This window comes from Mycolicibacterium sp. lyk4-40-TYG-92 (genome assembly GCF_030209435.1).
Lineage (GTDB): Bacteria > Actinomycetota > Actinomycetes > Mycobacteriales > Mycobacteriaceae > Mycobacterium.
Window position 1 is genome coordinate 46,615 of the sequence record NZ_JARVRX010000030.1, and the last position, 19,997, is coordinate 66,611.

Genomic DNA, 19,997 nt, shown 5'->3' on the forward strand with positions numbered 1-19,997 from the left:
CATCCGCCACCGAAGCTGATGCTGCCAGTCGCAAAGTCTACGAGAAGAACAACCGGTGCAACTCAGTGAGCCAGGGCACAGCCACCGCGACGGTCGGTACGACCAGTACGGAGGCGGCGGCCAGGTAGGCAGCCGCGGCGACCCATGAGCTGTTGGGTTCGCCGGCCAGGCGCTGTACCCGCAGAACGGTGGTCGGCCCGCCGGCGGCGAGGGCGCCCTTGGGCGCGCGTCCGGACGCGCAGGCGACGAGGGCGCGGGCCAGCGGTGTCGGGCCGGTGGCCCGGACGGCGGCGTCGTCGGCGAGCAGTTCGATCAGGAAGCGGACCGCATCGAGGGCGCTGGCGCTCCGGACGAAGCGGGGGAAGGCGGCGTGCACGGCGATGAACATCTCGAGCACCAGGTCGTGCCGGGCGCGCAGGTGTGCGTGTTCATGGCTGAGGATGGCGGCGATCTCGCTGTCGTCGAGGTGCTTGAGCGCGCCTTCGCTGAGCACCACCCGGCTGCGGACGCCGGGCAGGCAGTAGGCGAGGGGCTGCTGGACGTCGAGGATGCGCAGGCCGTGGCCGATGAGGTGACGGGCCTGGGGCGCGGGTGCGGTGTCCCGCGAACAGTCGAGCAGGTCGACGATCATCCGGTGGTGGGCGCGCCGGCGCCGGGTCGCGATGGCGACCTGGACGAATGCGATGGCCAGCCGGGCGCCGACGACGAGGGTCAGTGCGAAGACCGCGACGTGGGTGAGCCACAGCGGCCAGCCCATGACGCTGATCTCGCTGGTTGCGGTGGTTGTCGGGCGACCGTCAGGGCCGGGCGCGAAAAGCCTGCTGGCGACGGCGATACCGGCGCTGAACGCGGACAGCACGGCGGCGATGGCGATGGACTGCCACAACACGATCGCGGCCCGGGGGGCCCGCTGCGGCCACGATGCGCGCGCCAGCACGGCGGGTACCGGCCCGACCAGCAGTAGCGCAACGAGAGTGAAGGCCAGGGCGGACACGCGCTAAGTGTCTCTCAGTCGGTGCCGGAATTGCCAGTCGCCGGTGGGATTCGGTGCTTGGCTTCCAACTCATCGAGGGCGCGCCGGAGCGCATCGGCCTCGTCGACGCCGACGCGCTCGACGAAATGAACCAGCGCCGCGACGCGGCTGCCGGAGTCAGAGGCCTGGTCAAGGGCGTCGACCATCAGCCCGGCGACGAGCTCGTCGCGGCCGTGGGTCGGCGCGTAGCGGTGCGCGCGGTCGTCACGATGCTGGACGACCAGATTCTTCTTCGCCAGGCGCTGCAGCACCGTCATGATCGTGGTGTAGGCCAGGTCCCGGCGCTCCGCGAGGGCTTCATGCACCTGACGCACGGTCTGTGGCTCGCGCGAGGACCACAGGTGGTCCATCACCTCGCGTTCAAGCTCGCCCAGTCGCGTCAATTTCGCCATGTCCTATTTCACTCTTTCGGCAGTGTTTCCAGGGTACTACGCATTTACTACCGTGCGTCGTATCCATTTCGGATGTTCTCCCCAACGCCCCGGCGGCGCGTCGCGGTTCCCGGTCAGGGTCTTTTTTCGGTCACTTGTGAGTCCCGTCACAGCGGTTTACATCTCGCGAGTCGTCACTATAGTAAGGCTAACCTAACTTAAGGATGTGTTCATGCCCTCCGCAGTGACTGACCCGCTGATCGCCACGATGGACATCCGCCGGATGCTTCCGCTGCACGAGTCGAGCCGGCGGCTGCGCGAGTTGTGCCCCAGCGATCCCCGGGTCTACGGCGTTGCGGTGATGGACGACATCTCGCGTCGCCGGTGGTGGCCGCTCGCCGAAGCCGTGACGGCTGATCGGCTGCAGGCCATGTTCGACACGGCGATGGGCGACACCGGCAGTCACGCGGTGGCCGCCCACCAGGTGGCGGCGATGCTGGCGCACGTCGTCGTCGGCCGGGTGGTGCCGCTGCTGGTGCTGGAGGGGCGGGCCTGGGATCCCGGCCTGGAGAACCTGTGGGTTCACGTCGACTCTGAGGGTGGCATCGACTGGGTTGGCGTCGCGGACCCGACGCTGCGGGTGCTGCCCGGGGACCCGGTGTTCGGCGGCCGGGGCGTGCCGGCGACGCGCCGGATCGGGGAGGGTGTCGTCGCCTTCCCGGGTGAGGAGGCGCTCGCGACCTGGCTGGCCCATCGGTGCCACCGCGCGTTGACTCCGCTGTTCGCGAAGCTCTTCGACGTCTGTGGCGGCATCCTCGCGGTGTCGGCGATGTGGCACATCGTCGGCGCATCCGTGGTCACTACCGCAACCCAGGTGCCACTGCTGGCCGGCGTGGGGGAGGCCGACGGCATGCGTCGCGCCCAGGCGGTGCTGGACACCTTGGTGAATTTCGGCGCACCGGTGCGCGGGCGCGATCGGATGCAACTGGCAAGGGCTTGCTAATTAGGCAAGCCTTGCCTACTATTCAGGAGTCGAAAGACCAACGGACCGCGCCGGAATCCTGAGGGCTGCAGTGATTCCCGGTCCATTCGAAGAGCAGGCCCCGCACCATCGGTGCGGGGCCTGCTCGCTTTCGTGCACCTGGGTGTCGAACTCGCCGCCGCCGGTGCTCGTGTAGACAGCTAGTCGTGACGACATCTGTGCCTGAGGGCCTCGGCAAGGGCTTCGACAACGAAATCGGACTGACCTACCTCGAGGTCACGCCGGACGGCGGCCGCGCCCAGCTGACCATCACCGAAAAAATTCTGCAGCCGTGGGGCATCGTGCACGGTGGTGTCTACTGCGCCATCGTCGAGGGTCTGGCCAGCGTGTCCGCTCACGTCTGGCTCGGCGAGAACGGTGGCGGCACCGTCGTCGGCGTCAACAACAACACCGACTTCCTCCGCGCGCTCAGGGCCGGAACCGTCACCGCGACCTCGACGCCGATCCACCGCGGCCGGCGTCAGCAGCTGTGGCTGGTCACCATCACCGACGAGGACGACCGGCCGGTGGCGCGGGGCCAGGTGCGCCTGCAGAACCTCGAGGGCTGAAAACTCCCGGCCGACATGCCATTCCCGGCGCGTCGTGGCAATATCGCCCCTTATGCGTTTGACGCCGCATGAGCAAGAACGCCTGCTGATTTCGTACGCCGCCGAACTGGCGCGTCGACGGCAGGCCCGAGGGTTGCGCCTGAACCACCCCGAGGCGGTCGCCGTGATCACCGATCACCTGCTGGAGGGCGCCCGCGACGGGCGGACCGTCGCGGAGCTGATGGTCAGCGGCCGTGAGGTGCTCGGTCGCGACGATGTCATGGAGGGGGTCCCGGAGATGCTGCCCGACGTACAGGTTGAGGCCACCTTTCCCGATGGCACCAAACTCGTCACCGTCCACTACCCGATCGCCTGAGGACCGACGATGACCGAGCGCGCGGCCGTGGCGGGGACGGGCCTGATTCCCGGTGAGATCCTTTATGGCGACGGCGATATCGCCATCAACGCCGGTGCGCAGCGGCTGACCCTCGACGTGGTCAACACCGGCGACCGGCCGGTACAGGTCGGCAGCCACGTGCATTTCCCGCAGGCCAATTCCGCGCTGGACTTCGACCGCGAGGCGGCACACGGGTACCGGCTCGACGTGCCGGCGGGTACTGCGATCAGATTCGAACCCGGGGTGGCCCAGACGGTTTCACTGGTTCCGTTGGGTGGGACGCGGGAAGTCTATGGGCTGTCGCTGACTCCGCCCGGAAAGCTGGATGCGTCATGAGTTCCCTTTCCCGCGCCCGGTATGCGGCGCTCTTCGGGCCGACGACAGGTGACCGGATCCGGCTGGCGGACACCGATCTGCTGATCGAGATCACCGAGGACCGCAGTGGCGGCCCGGGGCGCTCGGGTGACGAGGCGGTCTTCGGCGGGGGCAAGGTGCTGCGCGAGTCGATGGGGCAGGCCCGCGCGACCCGGGCCGACGGCGCCCCGGACACCGTGATCACCGGCGCGATCATCATCGACTACTGGGGAATCATCAAGGCCGACATCGGGATTCGGGACGGCCGCATCGTCGCCATCGGCAAGGCCGGCAACCCCGACATCATGTCCGGGGTGCACCCCGACCTGGTGGTGGGGCCGTCCACCGAGATCATCGCGGGCAACGGGCGCATCCTCACCGCGGGCGGCATCGACTGTCACGTGCACTTCATCTGTCCGCAGCTGCTGGAGGAGGCGATCGGCGGCGGCATCACCACCATGATCGGTGGCGGCACCGGGCCGGCCGAGGGCAGCAAGGCCACCACGGTCACGCCCGGCGCCTGGCACCTCGGCCGCATGCTGCAGGCCCTGGACGGCTGGCCCATGAACATCCTGTTGCTCGGCAAGGGCAACACCATCAACCCCGACTCGATGTGGGAGCAGTTGCGCGGTGGCGCAGCCGGTTTCAAGTTGCATGAGGACTGGGGCACCACGCCGGCCGCCATCGACGCCTGTCTGCGGGTGGCCGAGGAGGCCGACGTTCAGGTGGCGCTGCACTCGGACACCCTCAACGAGATGGGCTTCGTCGAGGACACGCTTGCGGCCATCGCCGGACGGGCCATCCACGCGTACCACACCGAGGGCGCCGGCGGCGGCCACGCGCCCGACATCATCACGGTGGCCAGTCATCCGAATGTGATGCCGAGTTCGACCAACCCGACGCGGCCGCACACCGTCAACACCCTCGACGAACACCTCGACATGCTGATGGTGTGCCACCACCTCAACGCGGCCGTGCCCGAGGATTTGGCGTTCGCGGAGAGCCGGATCCGGCCGTCGACGATCGCCGCCGAGGACCTGCTGCACGACATCGGCGCCATCTCGATGATCGGCAGTGACAGCCAGGCCATGGGGCGCATCGGCGAAGTGGTGATGCGGACCTGGCAGACGGCGCACGTGATGAAGAAGCGCCGGGGGCCGCTGCCCGGCGATGGGGCTGCCGACAACAACCGGGTCCGCCGCTACGTGGCGAAGTACACCATCTGCCCGGCGGTGACCCACGGTATCGATCACGAGCTGGGCTCGGTGGAGGTCGGCAAGCTGGCCGACCTGGTGCTCTGGGAGCCTGCGTTCTTCGGCGTCCGTCCGCACCTCGTGCTCAAGGGCGGCGCGATCGCCTGGGCGGCGATGGGCGACGCCAACGCCTCGATCCCGACGCCGCAACCCGTCCTGCCGCGGCCGATGTTCGGCGCGCACCCGACGGTGGCGGCCGGTCTGGCGGTGCATTTCGTCTCGCCCACCGCCATCGAAGACGATCTTGCGGCGCGACTCGGCCTGCGGCGCCGGCTCGTTCCGGTCAAGAACGTCCGGGGCCGGGGCAAGGCGGACCTGCCGCTCAACGACGCCATGCCCGACATCCGCGTCGACCCCGACACTTTCACCGTCCGTATCGATGGGGAGGTCTGGCAGGAACAGCCCGCCGCCGAGCTGCCGATGGCGCAGAGATACTTCCTGTTCTGATGGATGGCGGCCTGGCCACCCTGCTGGCACTGGCGGATTCCCGGTTGCCGACCGGCGGGCACGTGCACTCCGGCGGCGTCGAGGAGGCGGTCACCAGCGGCCTGGTGACCGATGTGGTGACGCTGCGGGCCTACCTGCGCCGGCGGATCCGGACCCAGGGGCTCGTCACCGCCTCCATCGCGGCGGCAGTCCACGGCGGGCTCGACATCGTGGTCGCCGACCGCGAAACCGACGCGCGCACACCGGCTCCCGCGGCCCGGCAGGCCTCCCGGGCACAGGGACGTGGGCTCGTCCGGCTGGCACGCCGGGTCTGGCCTGATGCCGACTGGCAGAAGGTGGGCACCCGGCCGCACCTCGCGGTGGCCTCGGGCGTGGTGGGCCGCGTCAGCGGACTTGATCCCGAACAGACCAGCGCCACAGTCGTTTACACCACCATGACGGGTTCCGCGACGGCGGCGCAACGCCTGCTGGCGCTCGATCCCGCCGACGTCGCCGCGCTCACCTTCGAACTGTCGGGGCTGTGCGACGCCACCGCCGCCGAAGCCGCGAAAGGCATCGCAGACCTGTCCGATCCACTGCTCGACGTCCTGGCGCAGCGACACGCCGGCCGCGACCGCCCCCTGTTCGCCTCTTGAGCCGAAAGGTCAACCATGCCACCACATTTCATCGACGGTCAGCCGCACCATCACCACGATCGGCCCAAGCGAGAGCGCCGGCCCGGTGAGCCGCTGCGCATCGGCGTCGGCGGCCCGGTCGGCTCCGGCAAGACGGCGCTGGTGGCCGCGTTGTGCCGGCAGCTGCGCGACGAGCTGTCGCTGGCGGTGCTGACCAACGACATCTACACCACCGAGGACGCCGACTTCCTGCGCCGGCACGCCGTGCTGCCCGACGAGCGGATCGCCGCGGTCCAGACCGGCGGCTGCCCGCACACCGCGATTCGCGACGACATCACCGCGAACCTCGACGCCATCGACGATCTCATCGAGGGCAACGACAAGCTCGACCTCATCCTGGTCGAGTCCGGGGGAGACAACCTGACCGCGACGTTCTCCTCCGGCCTGGTGGATGTGCAGATCTTCGTCGTCGACGTGGCCGGTGGTGACAAGGTGCCGCGCAAGGGCGGCCCCGGCGTGACGTACTCGGATCTACTGGTGGTCAACAAGACCGATCTCGCGCCGATGGTCGGCGCCGACCTGGACGTCATGCGGCGCGACGCCGGGCAGGTGCGCGGTGACCGTCCGACGGTTTTGATCTCGCTCACCGAGGACCCGGCGGCGTCGTTGGTGCAGGCCTGGGTACGCGAACAGCTCGCGGGCGCCGGCGTCACGAACGCCTGATTCATGCACACCCAGGTTCTGATCGTCGCGACCCCTGGCCGGGGCCCGCGCATCGAGTGCGCCGGCGGGGTTGCCGCGCGCCGCACCGCCCCCGACGCCGTCCACCTGGTGTCCACGGCCGCAACACCGTTGGGGGGCGACACCATCGACGTGCGCGTCATCGTGGAGGCCGGTGCCCGGCTGCGGGTACGCAGCGTCGCCGCGATGGTGGTGCTGCCCGGCGCGACGACGACGCAGTCACGCTCGGGGTGGGAGCTCGAGGTCGCCGGGGAACTCGACCTGGACCCGGAGCCTACGGTCATCGCGGGCGGCAGCAGCCATCAGGCGACGACGCGGCTGCAGATCGCCGAGGCGGGCCGGGTGCGGCTGCGTGAGCGGGTACAGGTCGGGCGTGCCGGCGAACAGCAGGGCTTCTGGGAGGGGGCGCTGCGCGTCGACCACGATGCGCTGCCGGTGGTGCGGCACCGCGTCGAACTCGGTGCCGGTGCGGTCGGCGACGACGAGATTGCCGCCGCCCGCGCCTATGTCAGCGAATTTCGTTACCCCGAAAGCGATTTCGGCGTGATTCGTACCGCCGAGCGGTACGAATCACGCCGAGATCAGGTGGTCATGGCCCTGGCCGACGGCGGGTGCCTGTCAGCCTGGCAGGGACCGCGCCTCTAAGTCAGGAAGCCACCGGATCGGGCGTGGCTTGGACCGACGACGCGATCTCTTCCAATTCACCGATCCGGGTGCGGGCGTAGGCCTGCTGCTCGGTGATGGTCAGCTGACCGCGCTGGCGGCTCAGGAACGTCACCGTCCACGACAGCAGCGTGGCGATCTTGGTCTTGAAGCCCACGAGGTAGATCAGGTGCAGCCCCAGCCAGGCCAGCCACGCGATGAAGCCGCCGAATTCGAGCTTGGACTTCTCGCCGAGCGGGATCTGGGCGACGGCGTTCCACTTGGAGACAGTGGCCATCGAGCCCTTGTCGAAGTACGAGAACGGTTCGCGTGGTTTGGGCTTGGTGCCGTGCGCGCGGGCCTTGGCCTCGTTCTTCAGGATGGCGGCGACGTGCTTGCCGCCCTGGATCGCGCCCTGTGCCATACCTGGCACACCCTCGACGAAAGCCATGTCGCCGACGACGAACACGTTCGGGTGGCCCGGGATCGACAGATCGGGATTCACCTTGACGCGGCCGGCCCGGTCGATCTCGGTGTCCGACTGGTTGGCCAGATCGCGGCCGAGCGGGCTGGCCTGCACGCCGGCAGACCACACCTTGCATGCCGACTCGATGCGCCGGATGGTGCCGTCCTTGTCCTTGACGGTGATTCCGTTGCGGTCGACGTCGGTGACCATGGCGTTGAGCTGAATCTCGACGCCCATCTTCTCGAGCCTGTTCTTGGCCTTGAGGCCCAGCTTCTCGCCCATGGGCGGCAGCACCGCGGGCGCGGCGTCGAGCAGGATGACCTTGGCCTCGGTCGGGTCGATGTGCCGGAAGCTGCCCTTGAGCGTCTGGTCCGACAGTTCCTGGATCTGGCCGGCCATCTCGACACCGGTCGGCCCGGCGCCGACGACCACGAAGGTCAGCAGCTTCTTGCGGCGCTCCGGGTCGCTGGACCGCTCGGCCTGCTCGAACGCACCGAGGATGCGGCCGCGCAGCTCGAGCGCGTCGTCGATGGTCTTCATGCCCGGCGCCCACTCGGCGAAGTGGTCGTTGCCGAAGTACGACTGACCGGCGCCGGCGGCGATGATCAGGCTGTCGTACGGCGTGCTGTAGGTGTGGCCCAGCAGGATCGAATCGACGGTCTGGTTCTCCAGGTCGATGTGCGTGACGTCGCCCAGCAGCACCTGGGCGTTCTGCTGATTGCGCAGGATCAGCCGGGTCGGTGGGGCGATCTCACCTTCGGAGATGATGCCCGTGGCCACCTGGTACAGCAGCGGCTGGAACAGGTGATGGGTGGTACGGGCGATCAGTTTGATGTCGACGTCAGCGTTCTTGAGGGCTTTCGCACTGGTCAGGCCACCAAAGCCCGAACCGATGATGACGACTTTGTGGCGATCCGATGCCGTAGCTCCGGGGTGGACCATGTTGAGGGGCTCCTCGACCTACTACAAGACTGTTTACATACACAGGCTAGTCGCAGCTGAATCGATCAATGCAGTGAGATGCCCCACCGACTCCAGTTTTCACCTGACCTGCAGGTTCACTTCGCCAGGAGCGGCTTGAGTAATTCCGCGACGGCGGTGATGCCGCCGGGCTGGTAACCGTTGAGGCTCGTAACCGGGCTGATGATGACGCCGTCGATGCCCGCGTCGAGCACCTTGGTCTTGATCTGGTCGGCCACCTGCTCCGGGCTGCCGTAGACGGCCTGCTGCTTGAAGTCGTCGGGGATGACGTCGGCGGTGACGTTCTCGTCGATGATCGCGATGGCGAGGTGGCTGGTCTCCAACGTGGCCGGGTCGCGGCCGATCTTCTCGCATGCCTCCTTGACCACCTGCACCTTGCGGGGCAGCTCGTCGAAGCCCGCGATGACGTTGAGGTGGTCGAAGTGCTTGGCGGCCAGCGGAATGGTCTTCTTCTCGCCGCTCCCGCCGATCATCAGCGGGATGTGGTCGCGGAAGCGCGGCTCGGCCATCGCCTCACGTGTCCGGTAGTACTTGCCCTCGAAGGTGGGCCGTTCCCCGGCGAGCATGGGCAGGATGATCTCGAGCGCCTCGTGCAGCTTGTTGAACCGGTCGGTGAACGTCCCGAACTCATAGCCCAGCGAATCGTGCTCGAGTTCGAACCAGCCGGTGCCGATGCCCAGGATGGCCCGGCCCTGACTGATGACGTCGAGCGTGGTGATGGCCTTGGCCAGCAATGTCGGGTTGCGGTAGGTGTTGCCTGTGACCAGCGTGCCGAGCTGCACCTTCTCGGTGGCCACGGCGAGCCCGCCGAGTGCGGTGTAAGCCTCCAGCATGGGCTGGTCGGGAGTACCCAGCCCGGGCAGTTGATAGAAGTGGTCCATCACGAAGACCGAGTCGAAGCCGGCGGCCTCGGCTTCCTGGGCCTGGGCGATGACGGTCGGGAACAGCTCACCGACGCCGGTGCCGTAGGAGAAATTGGGGATCTGAAGTCCGAGTCGAATCGTCACGATTCGACCCTAGCCACCAACGGTGCTGTGGCGTCACCCTTTTCGCCGGGCGCGAAGCCCGGCGAAAACGGGAATAAAACTCGGTCGGGTCAGGCGAAGGTCGCGAGTGCGCCGGCGCTCACGTGCAGCGTCTCGCCGGTGATGTGGCGGGCGGCGGGCGTGGTCAGGAAGAGCGCGAGCTTGGTCAGCTCCGATCCGACGGTGGCGCCGCTGTTGTCGACGCCGTCGTAGCCCGCTTCGGAGCCACGGCCGGCGGCGACCACGTTGATCGTGATGCCGCGGATGCCGAAGTGCTCGGCCTGGCCGGCGGTCCAGTTCGACACGGCCGCCTTGATCGCGGCGTCGGCGGTGCCGTCCTTCGGGCACTCCGGCACGACGGTCACGATGGCACCGCCCGAACGCATCTGGTCGCCGAGGATCTGGACGGTCAGCACCGCCGACAGCAGCGAGGAGTCGAGGGTGTTGCGCCACACGGCGGCGCGCTCGGCCAGGGTGTAGGTGCGCGGGTCGCCGGCGGACCAGACCGGAGCCGGGACGTTCACGATGGCGTCGAGGTGCTGCGGCAGCTTGTCGCGCATCTGCTCCAGCGCGGCGCCGTCGGTGTTGTCCAGCACGATCGACTCGACTTCGAGTTCCTTGGCGGCCACGTCGAGCTCGTCGCGGCGGGCGCCGGCGATGACGACGTTGTGCCCGGCGTCGCGGAATCCCGCGGCGATGACGCGGCCGAGATCGGTATCGCCTCCGGTGACCAGAACGTCCATGAACAAGGCCTCCTCGTGTGCAACGCTGAACGCGGTTGCCGCCATGTTACTGGACAGTAGCTAGCTGACGAAACTCGCCACGCGGAGGAATGGGTCCTAGGGTTTGGCGAATGTGGCTCATGCGCAAGCTGATGCGTGCGGTGGCGGTCGTGGCGCTCCTCGCCGCAGGCGGGGCGCTCTCCGCGTGTGATTCGGGCTCGAAACAGTCGGGTCCTGTGGTCAACGTCTACGCGGCGGCGTCCCTGAAGCAGGCGTTCACCGCGCTCGCCGACCGCTACAAGAAGGACAACCCCGGCGCGGACGTCCAGTTCAACTTCGCGGGCTCGTCGTCGTTGGTCGAGCAGCTGACCCAGGGCGCGAAGGCCGACGTGTTCGCCTCGGCCGACGCCAACAACATGACCAAGGCCGCCAAGGCCGGGTTGGTCTCCGCGACCCCGGTGAACTTCGCGTCCAACACGCTCGTCATCGTGACCCGGCCGGGTAATCCGAAGCAGCTCAACAGTTTCGGTGATCTGGCCCGGCCCGGGCTGAACGTCGTGGTGTGCGCGGCCCAGGTGCCGTGCGGCACGGCGACCCGGAAGGTGGAGAAGATCGCCGGCGTGCAGCTCAAGCCCGTCAGCGAGGAGACGTCGGTGACCGACGTGCTGAACAAGGTCACGAGTGGGCAGGCCGATGCCGGCGTCGTCTATCAGACCGACGCCAGGTCGGCCGGCGACAAGGTCACCAAGGTCGACTTCCCGCAGGCGGCGTCGGCGGTGAACATCTATCCGATCGCGGTGCTGAAGTCGGCGGGGGATGCGTCTGCCGCGCAGCGGTTCGTCGACCTGGTGACGAGTGACGCCGGTCATCAGACCCTGGCGCAGTTCGGGTTCGCGAAGCCTTGAACCCAGGACTGCCGCGCTGGATTTACGTCCCGGCGGCGCTGGGTGCGTTGTTCGTCGTCGTGCCCCTCATCGCGATCGCCGCGAAGGTCGACTGGTCGCGGTTCCTCGAACTGATCAGCAGCGACTCGTCGGTGACCGCGCTGCTACTGAGCCTCAAGACCGCCGCGGCCAGCACCTCGCTCTGCGTGGTGCTGGGCGTGCCGATGGCACTGGTCCTGGCGCGCAGCGGCTCCCGCGTGGTGCGCTGGACCCGCCCCCTGATTCTGCTGCCGCTGGTGTTGCCGCCGGTCGTCGGCGGTATCGCGCTGCTGTACGCCTTCGGCCGGCTCGGGCTGATCGGCAGGTACCTGGACGCGGCGGGTGTGCACATCGCGTTCTCGACGACGGCGGTCGTGCTGGCACAGACGTTCGTCTCCCTGCCGTTTCTGGTGATCGCGCTGGAAGGCGCGGCTCGCACGGCCGGGTCGCAGTACGAGGCGGTCGCGGCCACGCTGGGCGCCCGTCCGACCACGGTGTGGCGCCGGGTCACGTTGCCGATGCTGGCGCCGGGTCTGGCGTCGGGTTCGGTGCTGGCGTTCGCGCGGTCGCTGGGGGAGTTCGGCGCCACGCTGACGTTCGCCGGCTCGCGCCAGGGGGTGACGCGGACGCTGCCGCTGGAGATCTATCTCCAGCGCGAGGCCGACGCCGATGCCGCCGTGGCGTTGTCGCTGGTGTTGGTGGTGGTCGCGGCCGTCGTGGTGCTCGTGACGGGTGGGGCCCGGTTCGGACGCGGGCCGTTCGAGGCGGAGAGCCGGCAGTGACGGGCGGTCTCGCGGTACGCGCTGTCGTCGGCGCTCGTGGCATCGACGTGGAGCTCGACGTCGCAGCCGGCGAGGTGCTGGCCGTCGTCGGGCCCAACGGTGCGGGGAAATCCAGTGTGCTGCATGTGATCGCCGGCCTGCTGCGGCCCGACGCGGGCACGGTGACGGTGGGCGGTCGCCGGCTGACCGACGCCGCATCGGGCCTGCACGTCGCGGTCCACAACCGGCGGGTCGGCCTGCTGCTGCAGGACCCGGCGCTGTTTCCGCACCTGACGGTCGCCGGCAACGTCGCCTTCGGGCCACGGGCCCGTCATCACCTGCGTGCCGAGGCGCGGCGGACGGCCGGCCGCTGGCTCGGCGAGGTGGGCGCCACCGAACTGGCCGATCGCCGGCCGGGGCAGCTGTCGGGCGGTCAGGCGCAGCGAGTCGCCCTGGCCCGGGCGCTGGCCGCCGAACCCGACGTGCTGCTGCTCGACGAACCGCTGTCGGGACTGGACGTCACGGCCGCCTCGGCGATGCGCCGGTTGCTGCGTGATGTCCTGGGTGCGGGCGGACGCAGTTCGGTGCTGGTCAGCCACGATCTGCTCGACGTCGTCACGCTGGCGGATCGGGTGGTGGTCATCGAGGGTGGCCGCATCGTCGAATCCGGCGCCGTCGCCGACGTGCTGACCGCGCCGCGGACGGCGTTCGGGGCGCGGTTCGCGGGTGTGAATCTGGTCAGCGGACGCGCGGGTGACGACGGCGGCTCGGTACTGGCCGCCGGGCAGACGTGGCGCGGGGTGTGGGGACCGGACGTGACGCCGGGCGGCTCGGCGATCGCGGTGTTCGCTCCGGCGGCGGTATCGGTGAGCCGGGCGCTGCCCGCCGATGACGTCAATGTCGTCGTGGTCGGGGTCGCGGAGCTGGATCACCGCGGCCCGGTCATCCGCGTGCGCGCCGAGGCGACCGACGACGGCGGTGGGGGCCTGGCGGCCGACATCAGCGCCGAGGTGGCGGCAGGTCTACGGCTGATTCCGGGGGAGCGGGTGTACTTCGGCGTCGATCCGCGGGACGTCGCGATCAGGCCCGCCTGACGGCACGCCCGGCCCTTCTCGAGCCGCACCGCGGCACCGCGGCGCCTCAGCAACCGAGCGATATCGCCGTGGTCTGTCCAGATGCCCGAAGCGAGCTAACCGACTCGCGAGGGAATTAGCCGCAACTCGCACTTGCGTCACGCCGGTAACACTGTATTTTCGTCCCCATGCGACACCCGGATGCGCGGACAAGTGCCCGCAAACGCCTTCCGAAATCACTGACTGCTGCGGTAGCAGGTGCGGCGGCCGCGGCGATCGCGCTGCCGAGCGCGATCTCGTATGCCGACCCGGTGCCGCCGGCTCCTGCACCCGCCCCGGCTCCTGCTCCGGCGCCCGCCCCGGCCGGAGAACCGGCCCCGGCGGTCGAAGCGCCCGCGCCCCCGTGGGCTCCGCCGCCGCCCGCGCCGGATCCCGCCGCGCCTCCGGCCGACCCCAACGCGCCGCCGGCCGCCGCGCCCGCGGCTCCCGGCGCACCGGCGCCCGGTACCGCTGCGGGTGCGACTCCGGCTGCCGCCCCGGCGCCGCCGGCTGAGCCCGGCCGCGTCAACAACGACGCCGGTGGCTTCAGTTACGTGGTGCCACAGGGCTGGAAGATCGCCGATGCCACGCAGCTGTCGTACGGCCAGGCGCTGCTGACCAAGGCCCCGGCCGCCGGTTCGGAGCAGGCCCCGAGTGACACCAGCGTGCTGCTGGGCCGGCTGGACCTGAAGCTGTTCGCCGGTGCCGAATCCGACAACGGCAAGGCCGCCAACCGGTTGGCCTCGGACATGGGCGAGTTCTTCATGCCCTTCCCGGGCACCCGTATCGGCCAGGAGACGACGGCGCTGACCGCCGGGACCCTGCCGGGCGCGGCGTCGTTCTACGAGGTCAAGTTCACCGACACCGGCAAGCCCAACGGCCAGATCTGGGCGGGCGTCGTCGGCAACCCGCCGCCGGATGCCACCATCCGCAGCCAGCGCAACCCGCAGCGGTGGTTCGTCGTGTGGCTGGGTTCGGGGAACCACCCGGTCGACAAGGCCGCCGCGGTGACGCTGGCCCAGTCGATCCGCCCGTGGAACCCGCCGCCCCCGCCGCCGGTCGATCCGAACGCCCCGCCCAAGCCCGCCGATCCGGCCCACCCGATGGTCGGCGTGCCGGTACCCGTGACGAACGCACCGCCGGAGATGGCTCCCGCCGGATAGTCGCCCAAATGAATTGAGGACCGTGCCCAGTCGGGCACGGTCCTCAATTCATTTCGGTACGGGTTACGTCGTACTCTTCGACTTCACGAAGCGGTAGATCAGCACCAGGATCACCGCACCGACCAGTGCGCCCCAGAAGGAGTGCTGGATCGGTGGACGGAAGTCGAGCTTGTGCGGCGCGTAGACAATACTGCTCAACGTGCCGCCGACATAGCCACCGGCGATGCCCAGCACGCACGTGAGGATCCACCCCATGTCGTCCTTCCCGGGTACGACGAACCGGGCGATGGCTCCGACGATGAGGCCGAGAAGAATCAACCAGACGATGTGCATCATTGTCATGACCTTTCGATTGACTGATACATCTCGAGGCTAGCCCGGTTCGGCGCGCGACAACGAGGTCTGAAACGCAGCGATCTGGTGACGGTTAGGGGACCAGTCCCGCGCGGCCGGGGCGTCTAGCTGAAGTGCCAGACGGCGGCCGCGGCGAGCGCGCCCATGCCGTTGAGTGACCAGTGCAGCGCGATGGGCGCGAGCAGGCTGCCGGACCGGCGCCGCAGCCAGGTGAAGACGAATCCGGCGGCGGCGGTGGCGACGACGGCCATGGCCACGCCGGCGATCATGCCGGCCACTCCGCCGCCGAGAACGCGGGTGAATCCGACGTTGCTGCTGGTCAGGCCCAGCGAAGTGGCGATGTGCCAGAGGCCGAACAGCAGCGACCCGGCGGCGGCCACGCCACGGAAGCCCCAGGCGCGGTCGAGCGTGCCGTGCAGTACGCCGCGGAACGCGAGTTCTTCGGGGATGACGGTCTGCAACGGGATGACGATCATCGACGCGAGTAGGGCGCCGGAGATGGTGGCGTAGTGGTTGTTGAGGAACATCGGCCGGGTCCAGGGCAGCAGCACGCCGACGGCGATCACCGACCCGACGAGCAGGATCGCGCCGAGCGCGTAGCGCATGCCGGTCCGCCAGTGTGCGCGGCCGAGTCCGAGCTCGGTCCAACCGAGGCCCCGCTTGCGCACCAGGGCCACGAGGGCGAGCGCTGCGAGTGGCACCACGACGATGTTCGCCCAGGGGGTCGTGAAGTGGGCCAGCAGATTGGTCGCGACCAGGACGGCCACCACGACGGCCACGTCGATGTAGACGCGCGGATGCCGCACGGCTGGTGAGCCGGTCGGTAGGCAGGGTGCAGCGGCGGCTGCCGAGGCGTCGATCATCTGTGCCGAGTGTACCGATGCGCGGTGGCGGGCCAGGTCACATCGGTGCGCGACGACTCACTACCGCCGGGCCGGATTGACCTGCTCGCGCGGAGTCAGTGACGGCGCTTCCACCGCCGGTACTCCTCGGGTAGGCACACCGCGCAAGGGCGGTATCCCGCCGCGACGGCAACGGTTTCGTCGGCGAAGAACACCCGGTGGGCGCGGTAGCCGCCGGCGGCGATGGCCCGCATTGCTGACGGGCAATCGAGTCGCCCGTAGAGCTTGTTGCGCCGGTGGCCGCCCAGGCGCCCCGGTGTCGCACTGGCGTAGGGCCGGCCGTGGGCGTCGACGAGCGTGTACCTGCTCACGCGGCGTCGTGGAAGATCAGGCCGAGGGTCATGCGGGATCCCGAGCGCAGGGTCGAAACACCGTGGCGCACAGGGCCGACGGCCCACCCTCTTTTCGATGCCACCGGCCGCTCGCGCGTGGTGATGACGAGCCCGTGCCCGAACGGGATGGAGATGGCGGAGCCGCGCGACTGAGCGCGGGGCCGCTGCTCGTACAGCAGGAATTCGCCACCGGTGTAGTCGACCTCGGGGCGGGTCAGGTTGATGACGACCTGCAGCGGAAAGACCAAGTCCCCGTACAGATCCTGGTGCAGGGCGCACCAGCCGCCGGCACCGTACTTCAGCAGCAGCGCGGTGGTTCTGGTCTGCCCCGCTCGGTGGCAGGTCGCCAGCCAGTCGTCGAAACTGTCGGGCCACGGTGGGTCGCGGCGCAACCTCGTCCACCAGTCCCGGGCGATCGGCAGCAGCCGAGGGTAGAGCGCGTATTTGAGCTCGGTGACGATTTCGGGGTAGGGGCGGTGGAAGTAGCGGTACTGGCCTTCGCCGAACCGGTACCGGGCCATGTCGATGGTCGACCGGAATCGGGTCGCATCGGGGTAGATCGCCGCCAACTCGGCGGCCTCGTCCGGGGTGATGAGAGGTCCGGTGAGCGCGCCGCCGACGGTCTCGAGTTCGGTACGGACGGCACCCCAGTCGGTGCCGGCGACGCGCTGTTGCCAGATGCTCATGCCGCGGCCTCCAAATCCAGCAGGAGACGCTTGGCTGCCGGGCCGCCGAGGTAGCCGCCCATCGCACCGTCGCTGCGGACCACGCGATGGCACGGAACCACCACGGGCAGTGGGTTTTTCGCACATGCGGTGCCGACGGCGCGGACCGCCTTGGGGCTGCCGGCCAGCGCGGCGACGGCGGCGTAGCTGGCCGTCTGCCCGTAGCCGATCTCCGGCAGCTGGTGCAGCACCGCGGCGCGGAATCCCGCCGCGAGCCGCCAATCCAGCGGGACGTCGAAGACCCGGCGGGCCCGGGCGAAGTACTCGTCGAGTTCACGGGCCACCGCGTCGAGCCGGGCCGGCGCCTGCAGGATGCGCGGGCTCACCTTGTCGGCAAGCTGTTGCAGCACGGCGTCATGGTCTTCGACGGCGTAGGCGACTCGGATCAGGCCCTGGTCGGTGGCGGCCAGCAGCAGGGGTCCGACGGGGCTGTCGACGGTGCGGTAGGCGATGTCGAGGACCCCGTCGCGCTGGGCGGCCGCGGTCAGCCGGTTGTGCAGTTCAGCCATCCGGTCCGGGTCGATGTCGGTGATGCGCGCCAGGTCGCTGGTGATGATTTCGCCGTTGATCATTGCGGGCTCCTTTCTGTGTTCCGCGGCGGCGCGGCAACTTCGACGAGTTCGCCGAGGTAGGTGCGTCGGAGCGTGGCGATGCCGTCGCTGGCGGCGCGGCGTGCGGCCGCGGCGGTGCCGCCGAGAATCTCGGCGATCTCGTTGTAGGGCAGTCCCGCGAGGTAGTGGTACGCCACGGCGTGCTTCTGTTTGGGCGGCAGCCCGTCGACCGCGGCGGCCAGGTCATCGAAGTCGCGGGCCTCGCCGGGCCGCGATGGCTCGGGTACGACGTCAGTGGGAATCGGCTGGCGGGTCCGGGATCTGGTGATGTCGATGGCCTTGTGGTGCGCGATGGTCACCAGCCAGGCCTCGAGATTCGCCGTCACCGGTAAATCGGGATAGGCCTTCAGGGCCGCCAGGAACGTCTCTGACCAGGCGTCGTCGGCGTCGTGTGCACCGACAACGACGCAACAGACCCGAAAGACCGTAGGGCCATGGTCGCGCACCACGGTCTCGAAGGGCGGTTTGGCTTTCACACCCAGTAGACGCTCCGTCGTCGGCATTTGTGAGGTGGCGATCCCCACAGATGTACCGATGCTAGATGGCGCGGGAAGCTACGAGGTGGAGGGCTTTACCCACGCAACGACGACAATGAGACCGACGGATCCGCGAGCGCCCCCACATCAACCGGGCGCCGAGACCGGATGAGCTGCTTGATGTCGTCGAGGCCTTCCCAGATGTTGACGTTCATGCCGGCCAGCACACGGTGTCCGCCGTCGAGCCAGAACATGGTGAACTCGCGCGTCCCCAGATCGCCGCGTGTGATGGCCATCTCGTACTGCGGCGCGTATCCGACGTATTCCATGCCGAGATCGAACTGGTCGGTGAAGAAGTACGGCAACTCGTCGTAAGTGCCTGGCGCGCCCAGCATTCCGTCGACGGCGACTGCGGGCTGCTTGAGGGCGTTGGCCCAGTGCTCGGTACGGATCGGGACGCCGAACAGCGGATGCTCGGCGGCCGCGATGTCGCCGACGGCATAGATGTCGTCATCGCTGGTCTTGAGGGATTCGTCGACGGCGACACCGCCGTCGGCGATCACCAGACCGGAGCGTTCCGCGAACTCGACGTTCGGCTTGGCGCCCACCGCGATCAGTACCGCGTCCGCCTCGACGGTCGTCCCGTCGCCGAGTAGCAGGCCCGTCGCTTTGTGGTCGGCGGTGGTGATCTCGTCGACCGTGGTGCCCAACCGCAGATCGACGCCGTGGTCCCGGTGCAGGCCGACGAACACCTCACCGGCTTCCTTGCCCAGGGAGGCCCGCAGCGGCAGCGCGGCCGTCTCGATCACCGTGACCTCGACGTCGAGCCCACGGGCACTGGCCGCGACTTCGAGCCCGATCCAGCCGGCTCCGACTATCGCGAGCCGCTGGCCTGAGGTGAATTCAGCCAACAGTGCGGCGGCGTCGTCGATGGTGCGCAGGTAGTAGACGCCGTCGGCATCGGCGCCCGGGATCGGGGGTTTGCGGGCGCGGGATCCGGTGGCCAGCAACAACTTGTCGTAGTGCTCGTGATCGCCGGAGTTGAAGGCCACCATGTGTGCGGTGCGGTCGAGCGTGGTGACCTCGGTGCCGAGTTTCAGGTCGACGTCGTGCTCGGCGTACCAGCTCTTCGGCTGCACCGTGAATTCTTCGATGGCCTTCTTACCGACCAGGAATTCCTTGGACAGCGGGGGACGCTCGTAGGGGAGCCGGTCTTCGGCGCCGAACAACACCACCTGTCCGTCAAAATCCTTGCCGCGCAGGGCTTCTACGGCCTTGGCGCCCGCCAGCCCGCCGCCGATGATCACAAAAGTGGGTGAGCCGGCCATTCGAGGTTCCCTTCATCGATCTGAATTCGTGCTTGTGAAGCTAGGTTTCGATCCGTTGGCGCACGCTGTCATCGAGCGAGGCCCGCACGAGTGCGGCCGCCAGCCGGGCGTTCCGGTCCGGTGCCAGGCTGCCCAGCTTGCGGACGTCGGTCGGTAGGCCCAGGTCCTTGGCGGCGGCGAGCGCGCGATCGTCGAAATACGGTTGCGCCCAAGTCCAGACGTCCTGGATCTCGCGCAGGAAGATGTCGGCGCCCGTCCGGCCGATACCGTCGAAGCCCTGCAGGGCCTTGCCGGCGGCTTTCACGTCGTGGCGGGCCCGGATCCGCAGGTTGCGAAGGTCGCCGCCGTATTCGTCGTTGACCCGTTTCGCGATGTGGGTCATCCGCGTCGCCGAGCTCTCGTCGTATCGGGCGTATCCGGCGCGTCCGAACGCCTTGATCATCTGGCCGCGGTCGGCCTCGAGTACCGCGGTGGGCGTGCGTAGCCCGGCGCGGAACAACTCTCGCGCCGCGGCGACCGCGGTTTCGGCGGCGATGGGCTTGCTCGCGAGCATGCACAGTGACAGCAGCTTGAACAGGGGCATCGGCTTGTCGCGGAGGGTTATCCCGGCTTCTTCGGCATACGTCGTGCCGGCTGCGTCGAGCAACCGCGCGACGATCTGTCGATCTCGTGCCATAACCCACGCATACCCAACC

At 68.9% G+C, this 19,997-nt stretch carries 25 protein-coding genes; 12 read left to right on the forward strand and 13 right to left on the reverse strand.

What is annotated here, in order from left to right; translation table 11 throughout:
• Window positions 1-37: 37 nt before the first annotated feature.
• Together QRN63_RS28910 and QRN63_RS28915 are read right to left on the reverse strand one after the other, a co-directional pair.
• The gene (locus tag QRN63_RS28910; RefSeq protein ID WP_267317662.1) at window positions 38-994 is read right to left on the reverse strand and encodes a M56 family metallopeptidase; all 957 of its coding nucleotides are present in this window, start codon (window positions 992-994) and stop codon (window positions 38-40) included.
• A gap of 14 nt (window positions 995-1,008) precedes the next feature.
• Window positions 1,009-1,425, reverse strand: a complete 417-nt coding sequence (locus QRN63_RS28915; RefSeq protein WP_267317661.1) for a BlaI/MecI/CopY family transcriptional regulator — start codon at window positions 1,423-1,425, stop codon at window positions 1,009-1,011.
• Between the two features lie 211 nt (window positions 1,426-1,636).
• Between QRN63_RS28915 and QRN63_RS28920 the strand changes: the two genes are divergently transcribed.
• The 8 genes from QRN63_RS28920 to QRN63_RS28955 all read left to right on the forward strand — a co-directional run bounded on the left by QRN63_RS28920 (window position 1,637) and on the right by QRN63_RS28955 (window position 7,424).
• Window positions 1,637-2,407: an iron reductase gene (locus QRN63_RS28920; protein ID WP_285034502.1), complete on the forward strand. Its 771-nt coding sequence runs from the start codon at window positions 1,637-1,639 to the stop codon at window positions 2,405-2,407.
• 185 nt (window positions 2,408-2,592) lie between these two features.
• Window positions 2,593-2,994, forward strand: coding sequence for a PaaI family thioesterase (locus tag QRN63_RS28925; RefSeq protein ID WP_285034503.1), 402 nt, complete (start codon window positions 2,593-2,595; stop codon window positions 2,992-2,994).
• 52 nt (window positions 2,995-3,046) lie between these two features.
• The gene (locus QRN63_RS28930) at window positions 3,047-3,349 is read left to right on the forward strand and encodes an urease subunit gamma (RefSeq protein WP_267317658.1); all 303 of its coding nucleotides are present in this window, start codon (window positions 3,047-3,049) and stop codon (window positions 3,347-3,349) included.
• Window positions 3,350-3,391: 42 nt separating this feature from the next.
• Complete coding sequence (locus QRN63_RS28935; protein WP_267318028.1) at window positions 3,392-3,706, forward strand: urease subunit beta; 315 nt, start codon at window positions 3,392-3,394, stop codon at window positions 3,704-3,706.
• Complete coding sequence (locus QRN63_RS28940) at window positions 3,703-5,424, forward strand: urease subunit alpha (protein WP_267317657.1); 1,722 nt, start codon at window positions 3,703-3,705, stop codon at window positions 5,422-5,424. Before QRN63_RS28935 ends, QRN63_RS28940 begins: the two co-directional genes overlap by 4 nt.
• The gene (locus QRN63_RS28945; protein WP_267317656.1) at window positions 5,424-6,059 is read left to right on the forward strand and encodes an urease accessory protein UreF; all 636 of its coding nucleotides are present in this window, start codon (window positions 5,424-5,426) and stop codon (window positions 6,057-6,059) included. Before QRN63_RS28940 ends, QRN63_RS28945 begins: the two co-directional genes overlap by 1 nt.
• Window positions 6,060-6,074: 15 nt before the next feature.
• A complete protein-coding gene (ureG, locus tag QRN63_RS28950) occupies window positions 6,075-6,761 on the forward strand; it encodes an urease accessory protein UreG (RefSeq protein ID WP_267317655.1) in 687 nt (228 codons plus the stop codon).
• Between the two features lie 3 nt (window positions 6,762-6,764).
• On the forward strand, window positions 6,765-7,424 hold the full coding sequence (locus QRN63_RS28955) for an urease accessory protein UreD (protein WP_267317654.1): 660 nt from the start codon (window positions 6,765-6,767) through the stop codon (window positions 7,422-7,424).
• A gap of 1 nt (window position 7,425) precedes the next feature.
• Here QRN63_RS28955 and QRN63_RS28960 read toward each other — a convergent pair whose 3' ends face one another.
• The 3 genes from QRN63_RS28960 to QRN63_RS28970 form a co-directional block, all read right to left on the reverse strand.
• Window positions 7,426-8,829 carry a type II NADH:quinone oxidoreductase Ndh gene (locus QRN63_RS28960; RefSeq protein ID WP_267317653.1) on the reverse strand — a complete coding sequence of 468 codons (1,404 nt, stop codon included), beginning with the start codon at window positions 8,827-8,829 and terminating at the stop codon, window positions 7,426-7,428.
• A 116-nt stretch (window positions 8,830-8,945) separates the two neighbouring features.
• Window positions 8,946-9,875 carry an LLM class F420-dependent oxidoreductase gene (locus QRN63_RS28965; protein ID WP_267317652.1) on the reverse strand — a complete coding sequence of 310 codons (930 nt, stop codon included), beginning with the start codon at window positions 9,873-9,875 and terminating at the stop codon, window positions 8,946-8,948.
• An 89-nt stretch (window positions 9,876-9,964) separates the two neighbouring features.
• Window positions 9,965-10,636, reverse strand: a complete 672-nt coding sequence (locus QRN63_RS28970) for an SDR family oxidoreductase (protein WP_285034544.1) — start codon at window positions 10,634-10,636, stop codon at window positions 9,965-9,967.
• A 119-nt stretch (window positions 10,637-10,755) separates the two neighbouring features.
• Here QRN63_RS28970 and modA point away from each other — a divergent pair, with 119 nt between their 5' ends.
• From modA to QRN63_RS28990, 4 genes are all read left to right on the forward strand, one after another.
• Window positions 10,756-11,520 (forward strand): molybdate ABC transporter substrate-binding protein, encoded by a 765-nt coding sequence (gene modA / locus QRN63_RS28975; protein ID WP_285034545.1) that lies wholly within the window; start codon window positions 10,756-10,758, stop codon window positions 11,518-11,520.
• Window positions 11,517-12,320, forward strand: a complete 804-nt coding sequence (locus QRN63_RS28980) for an ABC transporter permease (RefSeq protein WP_285034504.1) — start codon at window positions 11,517-11,519, stop codon at window positions 12,318-12,320. Before modA ends, QRN63_RS28980 begins: the two co-directional genes overlap by 4 nt.
• On the forward strand, window positions 12,317-13,393 hold the full coding sequence (locus tag QRN63_RS28985) for a sulfate/molybdate ABC transporter ATP-binding protein (protein ID WP_285034505.1): 1,077 nt from the start codon (window positions 12,317-12,319) through the stop codon (window positions 13,391-13,393). Before QRN63_RS28980 ends, QRN63_RS28985 begins: the two co-directional genes overlap by 4 nt.
• Before the next feature lie 167 nt (window positions 13,394-13,560).
• Complete coding sequence (locus tag QRN63_RS28990; protein WP_285034506.1) at window positions 13,561-14,574, forward strand: APA family fibronectin-binding glycoprotein; 1,014 nt, start codon at window positions 13,561-13,563, stop codon at window positions 14,572-14,574.
• A gap of 63 nt (window positions 14,575-14,637) precedes the next feature.
• Here QRN63_RS28990 and QRN63_RS28995 read toward each other — a convergent pair whose 3' ends face one another.
• From QRN63_RS28995 to QRN63_RS29030, 8 genes are all read right to left on the reverse strand, one after another.
• A complete protein-coding gene (locus QRN63_RS28995; RefSeq protein ID WP_267317648.1) occupies window positions 14,638-14,910 on the reverse strand; it encodes a GlsB/YeaQ/YmgE family stress response membrane protein in 273 nt (90 codons plus the stop codon).
• A gap of 122 nt (window positions 14,911-15,032) precedes the next feature.
• Window positions 15,033-15,791 (reverse strand): CPBP family intramembrane glutamic endopeptidase, encoded by a 759-nt coding sequence (locus QRN63_RS29000; protein ID WP_285034507.1) that lies wholly within the window; start codon window positions 15,789-15,791, stop codon window positions 15,033-15,035.
• Between the two features lie 95 nt (window positions 15,792-15,886).
• Window positions 15,887-16,141, reverse strand: a complete 255-nt coding sequence (locus QRN63_RS29005; RefSeq protein WP_285034508.1) for an Ada metal-binding domain-containing protein — start codon at window positions 16,139-16,141, stop codon at window positions 15,887-15,889.
• Window positions 16,138-16,848 carry a 2OG-Fe(II) oxygenase gene (locus QRN63_RS29010; RefSeq protein WP_285034509.1) on the reverse strand — a complete coding sequence of 237 codons (711 nt, stop codon included), beginning with the start codon at window positions 16,846-16,848 and terminating at the stop codon, window positions 16,138-16,140. Before QRN63_RS29010 ends, QRN63_RS29005 begins: the two co-directional genes overlap by 4 nt.
• Complete coding sequence (locus QRN63_RS29015; RefSeq protein WP_285034546.1) at window positions 16,845-17,396, reverse strand: methylated-DNA--[protein]-cysteine S-methyltransferase; 552 nt, start codon at window positions 17,394-17,396, stop codon at window positions 16,845-16,847. Before QRN63_RS29015 ends, QRN63_RS29010 begins: the two co-directional genes overlap by 4 nt.
• Before the next feature lie 59 nt (window positions 17,397-17,455).
• Window positions 17,456-18,001: an RNA polymerase sigma factor gene (locus QRN63_RS29020; RefSeq protein WP_285034510.1), complete on the reverse strand. Its 546-nt coding sequence runs from the start codon at window positions 17,999-18,001 to the stop codon at window positions 17,456-17,458.
• A 68-nt stretch (window positions 18,002-18,069) separates the two neighbouring features.
• Window positions 18,070-19,302, reverse strand: coding sequence for an NAD(P)/FAD-dependent oxidoreductase (locus tag QRN63_RS29025; protein WP_285034511.1), 1,233 nt, complete (start codon window positions 19,300-19,302; stop codon window positions 18,070-18,072).
• A 40-nt stretch (window positions 19,303-19,342) separates the two neighbouring features.
• Window positions 19,343-19,978, reverse strand: coding sequence for an HhH-GDP family DNA glycosylase (locus QRN63_RS29030; protein WP_267317642.1), 636 nt, complete (start codon window positions 19,976-19,978; stop codon window positions 19,343-19,345).
• Between the last annotated feature and the right edge of the window lie 19 nt (window positions 19,979-19,997).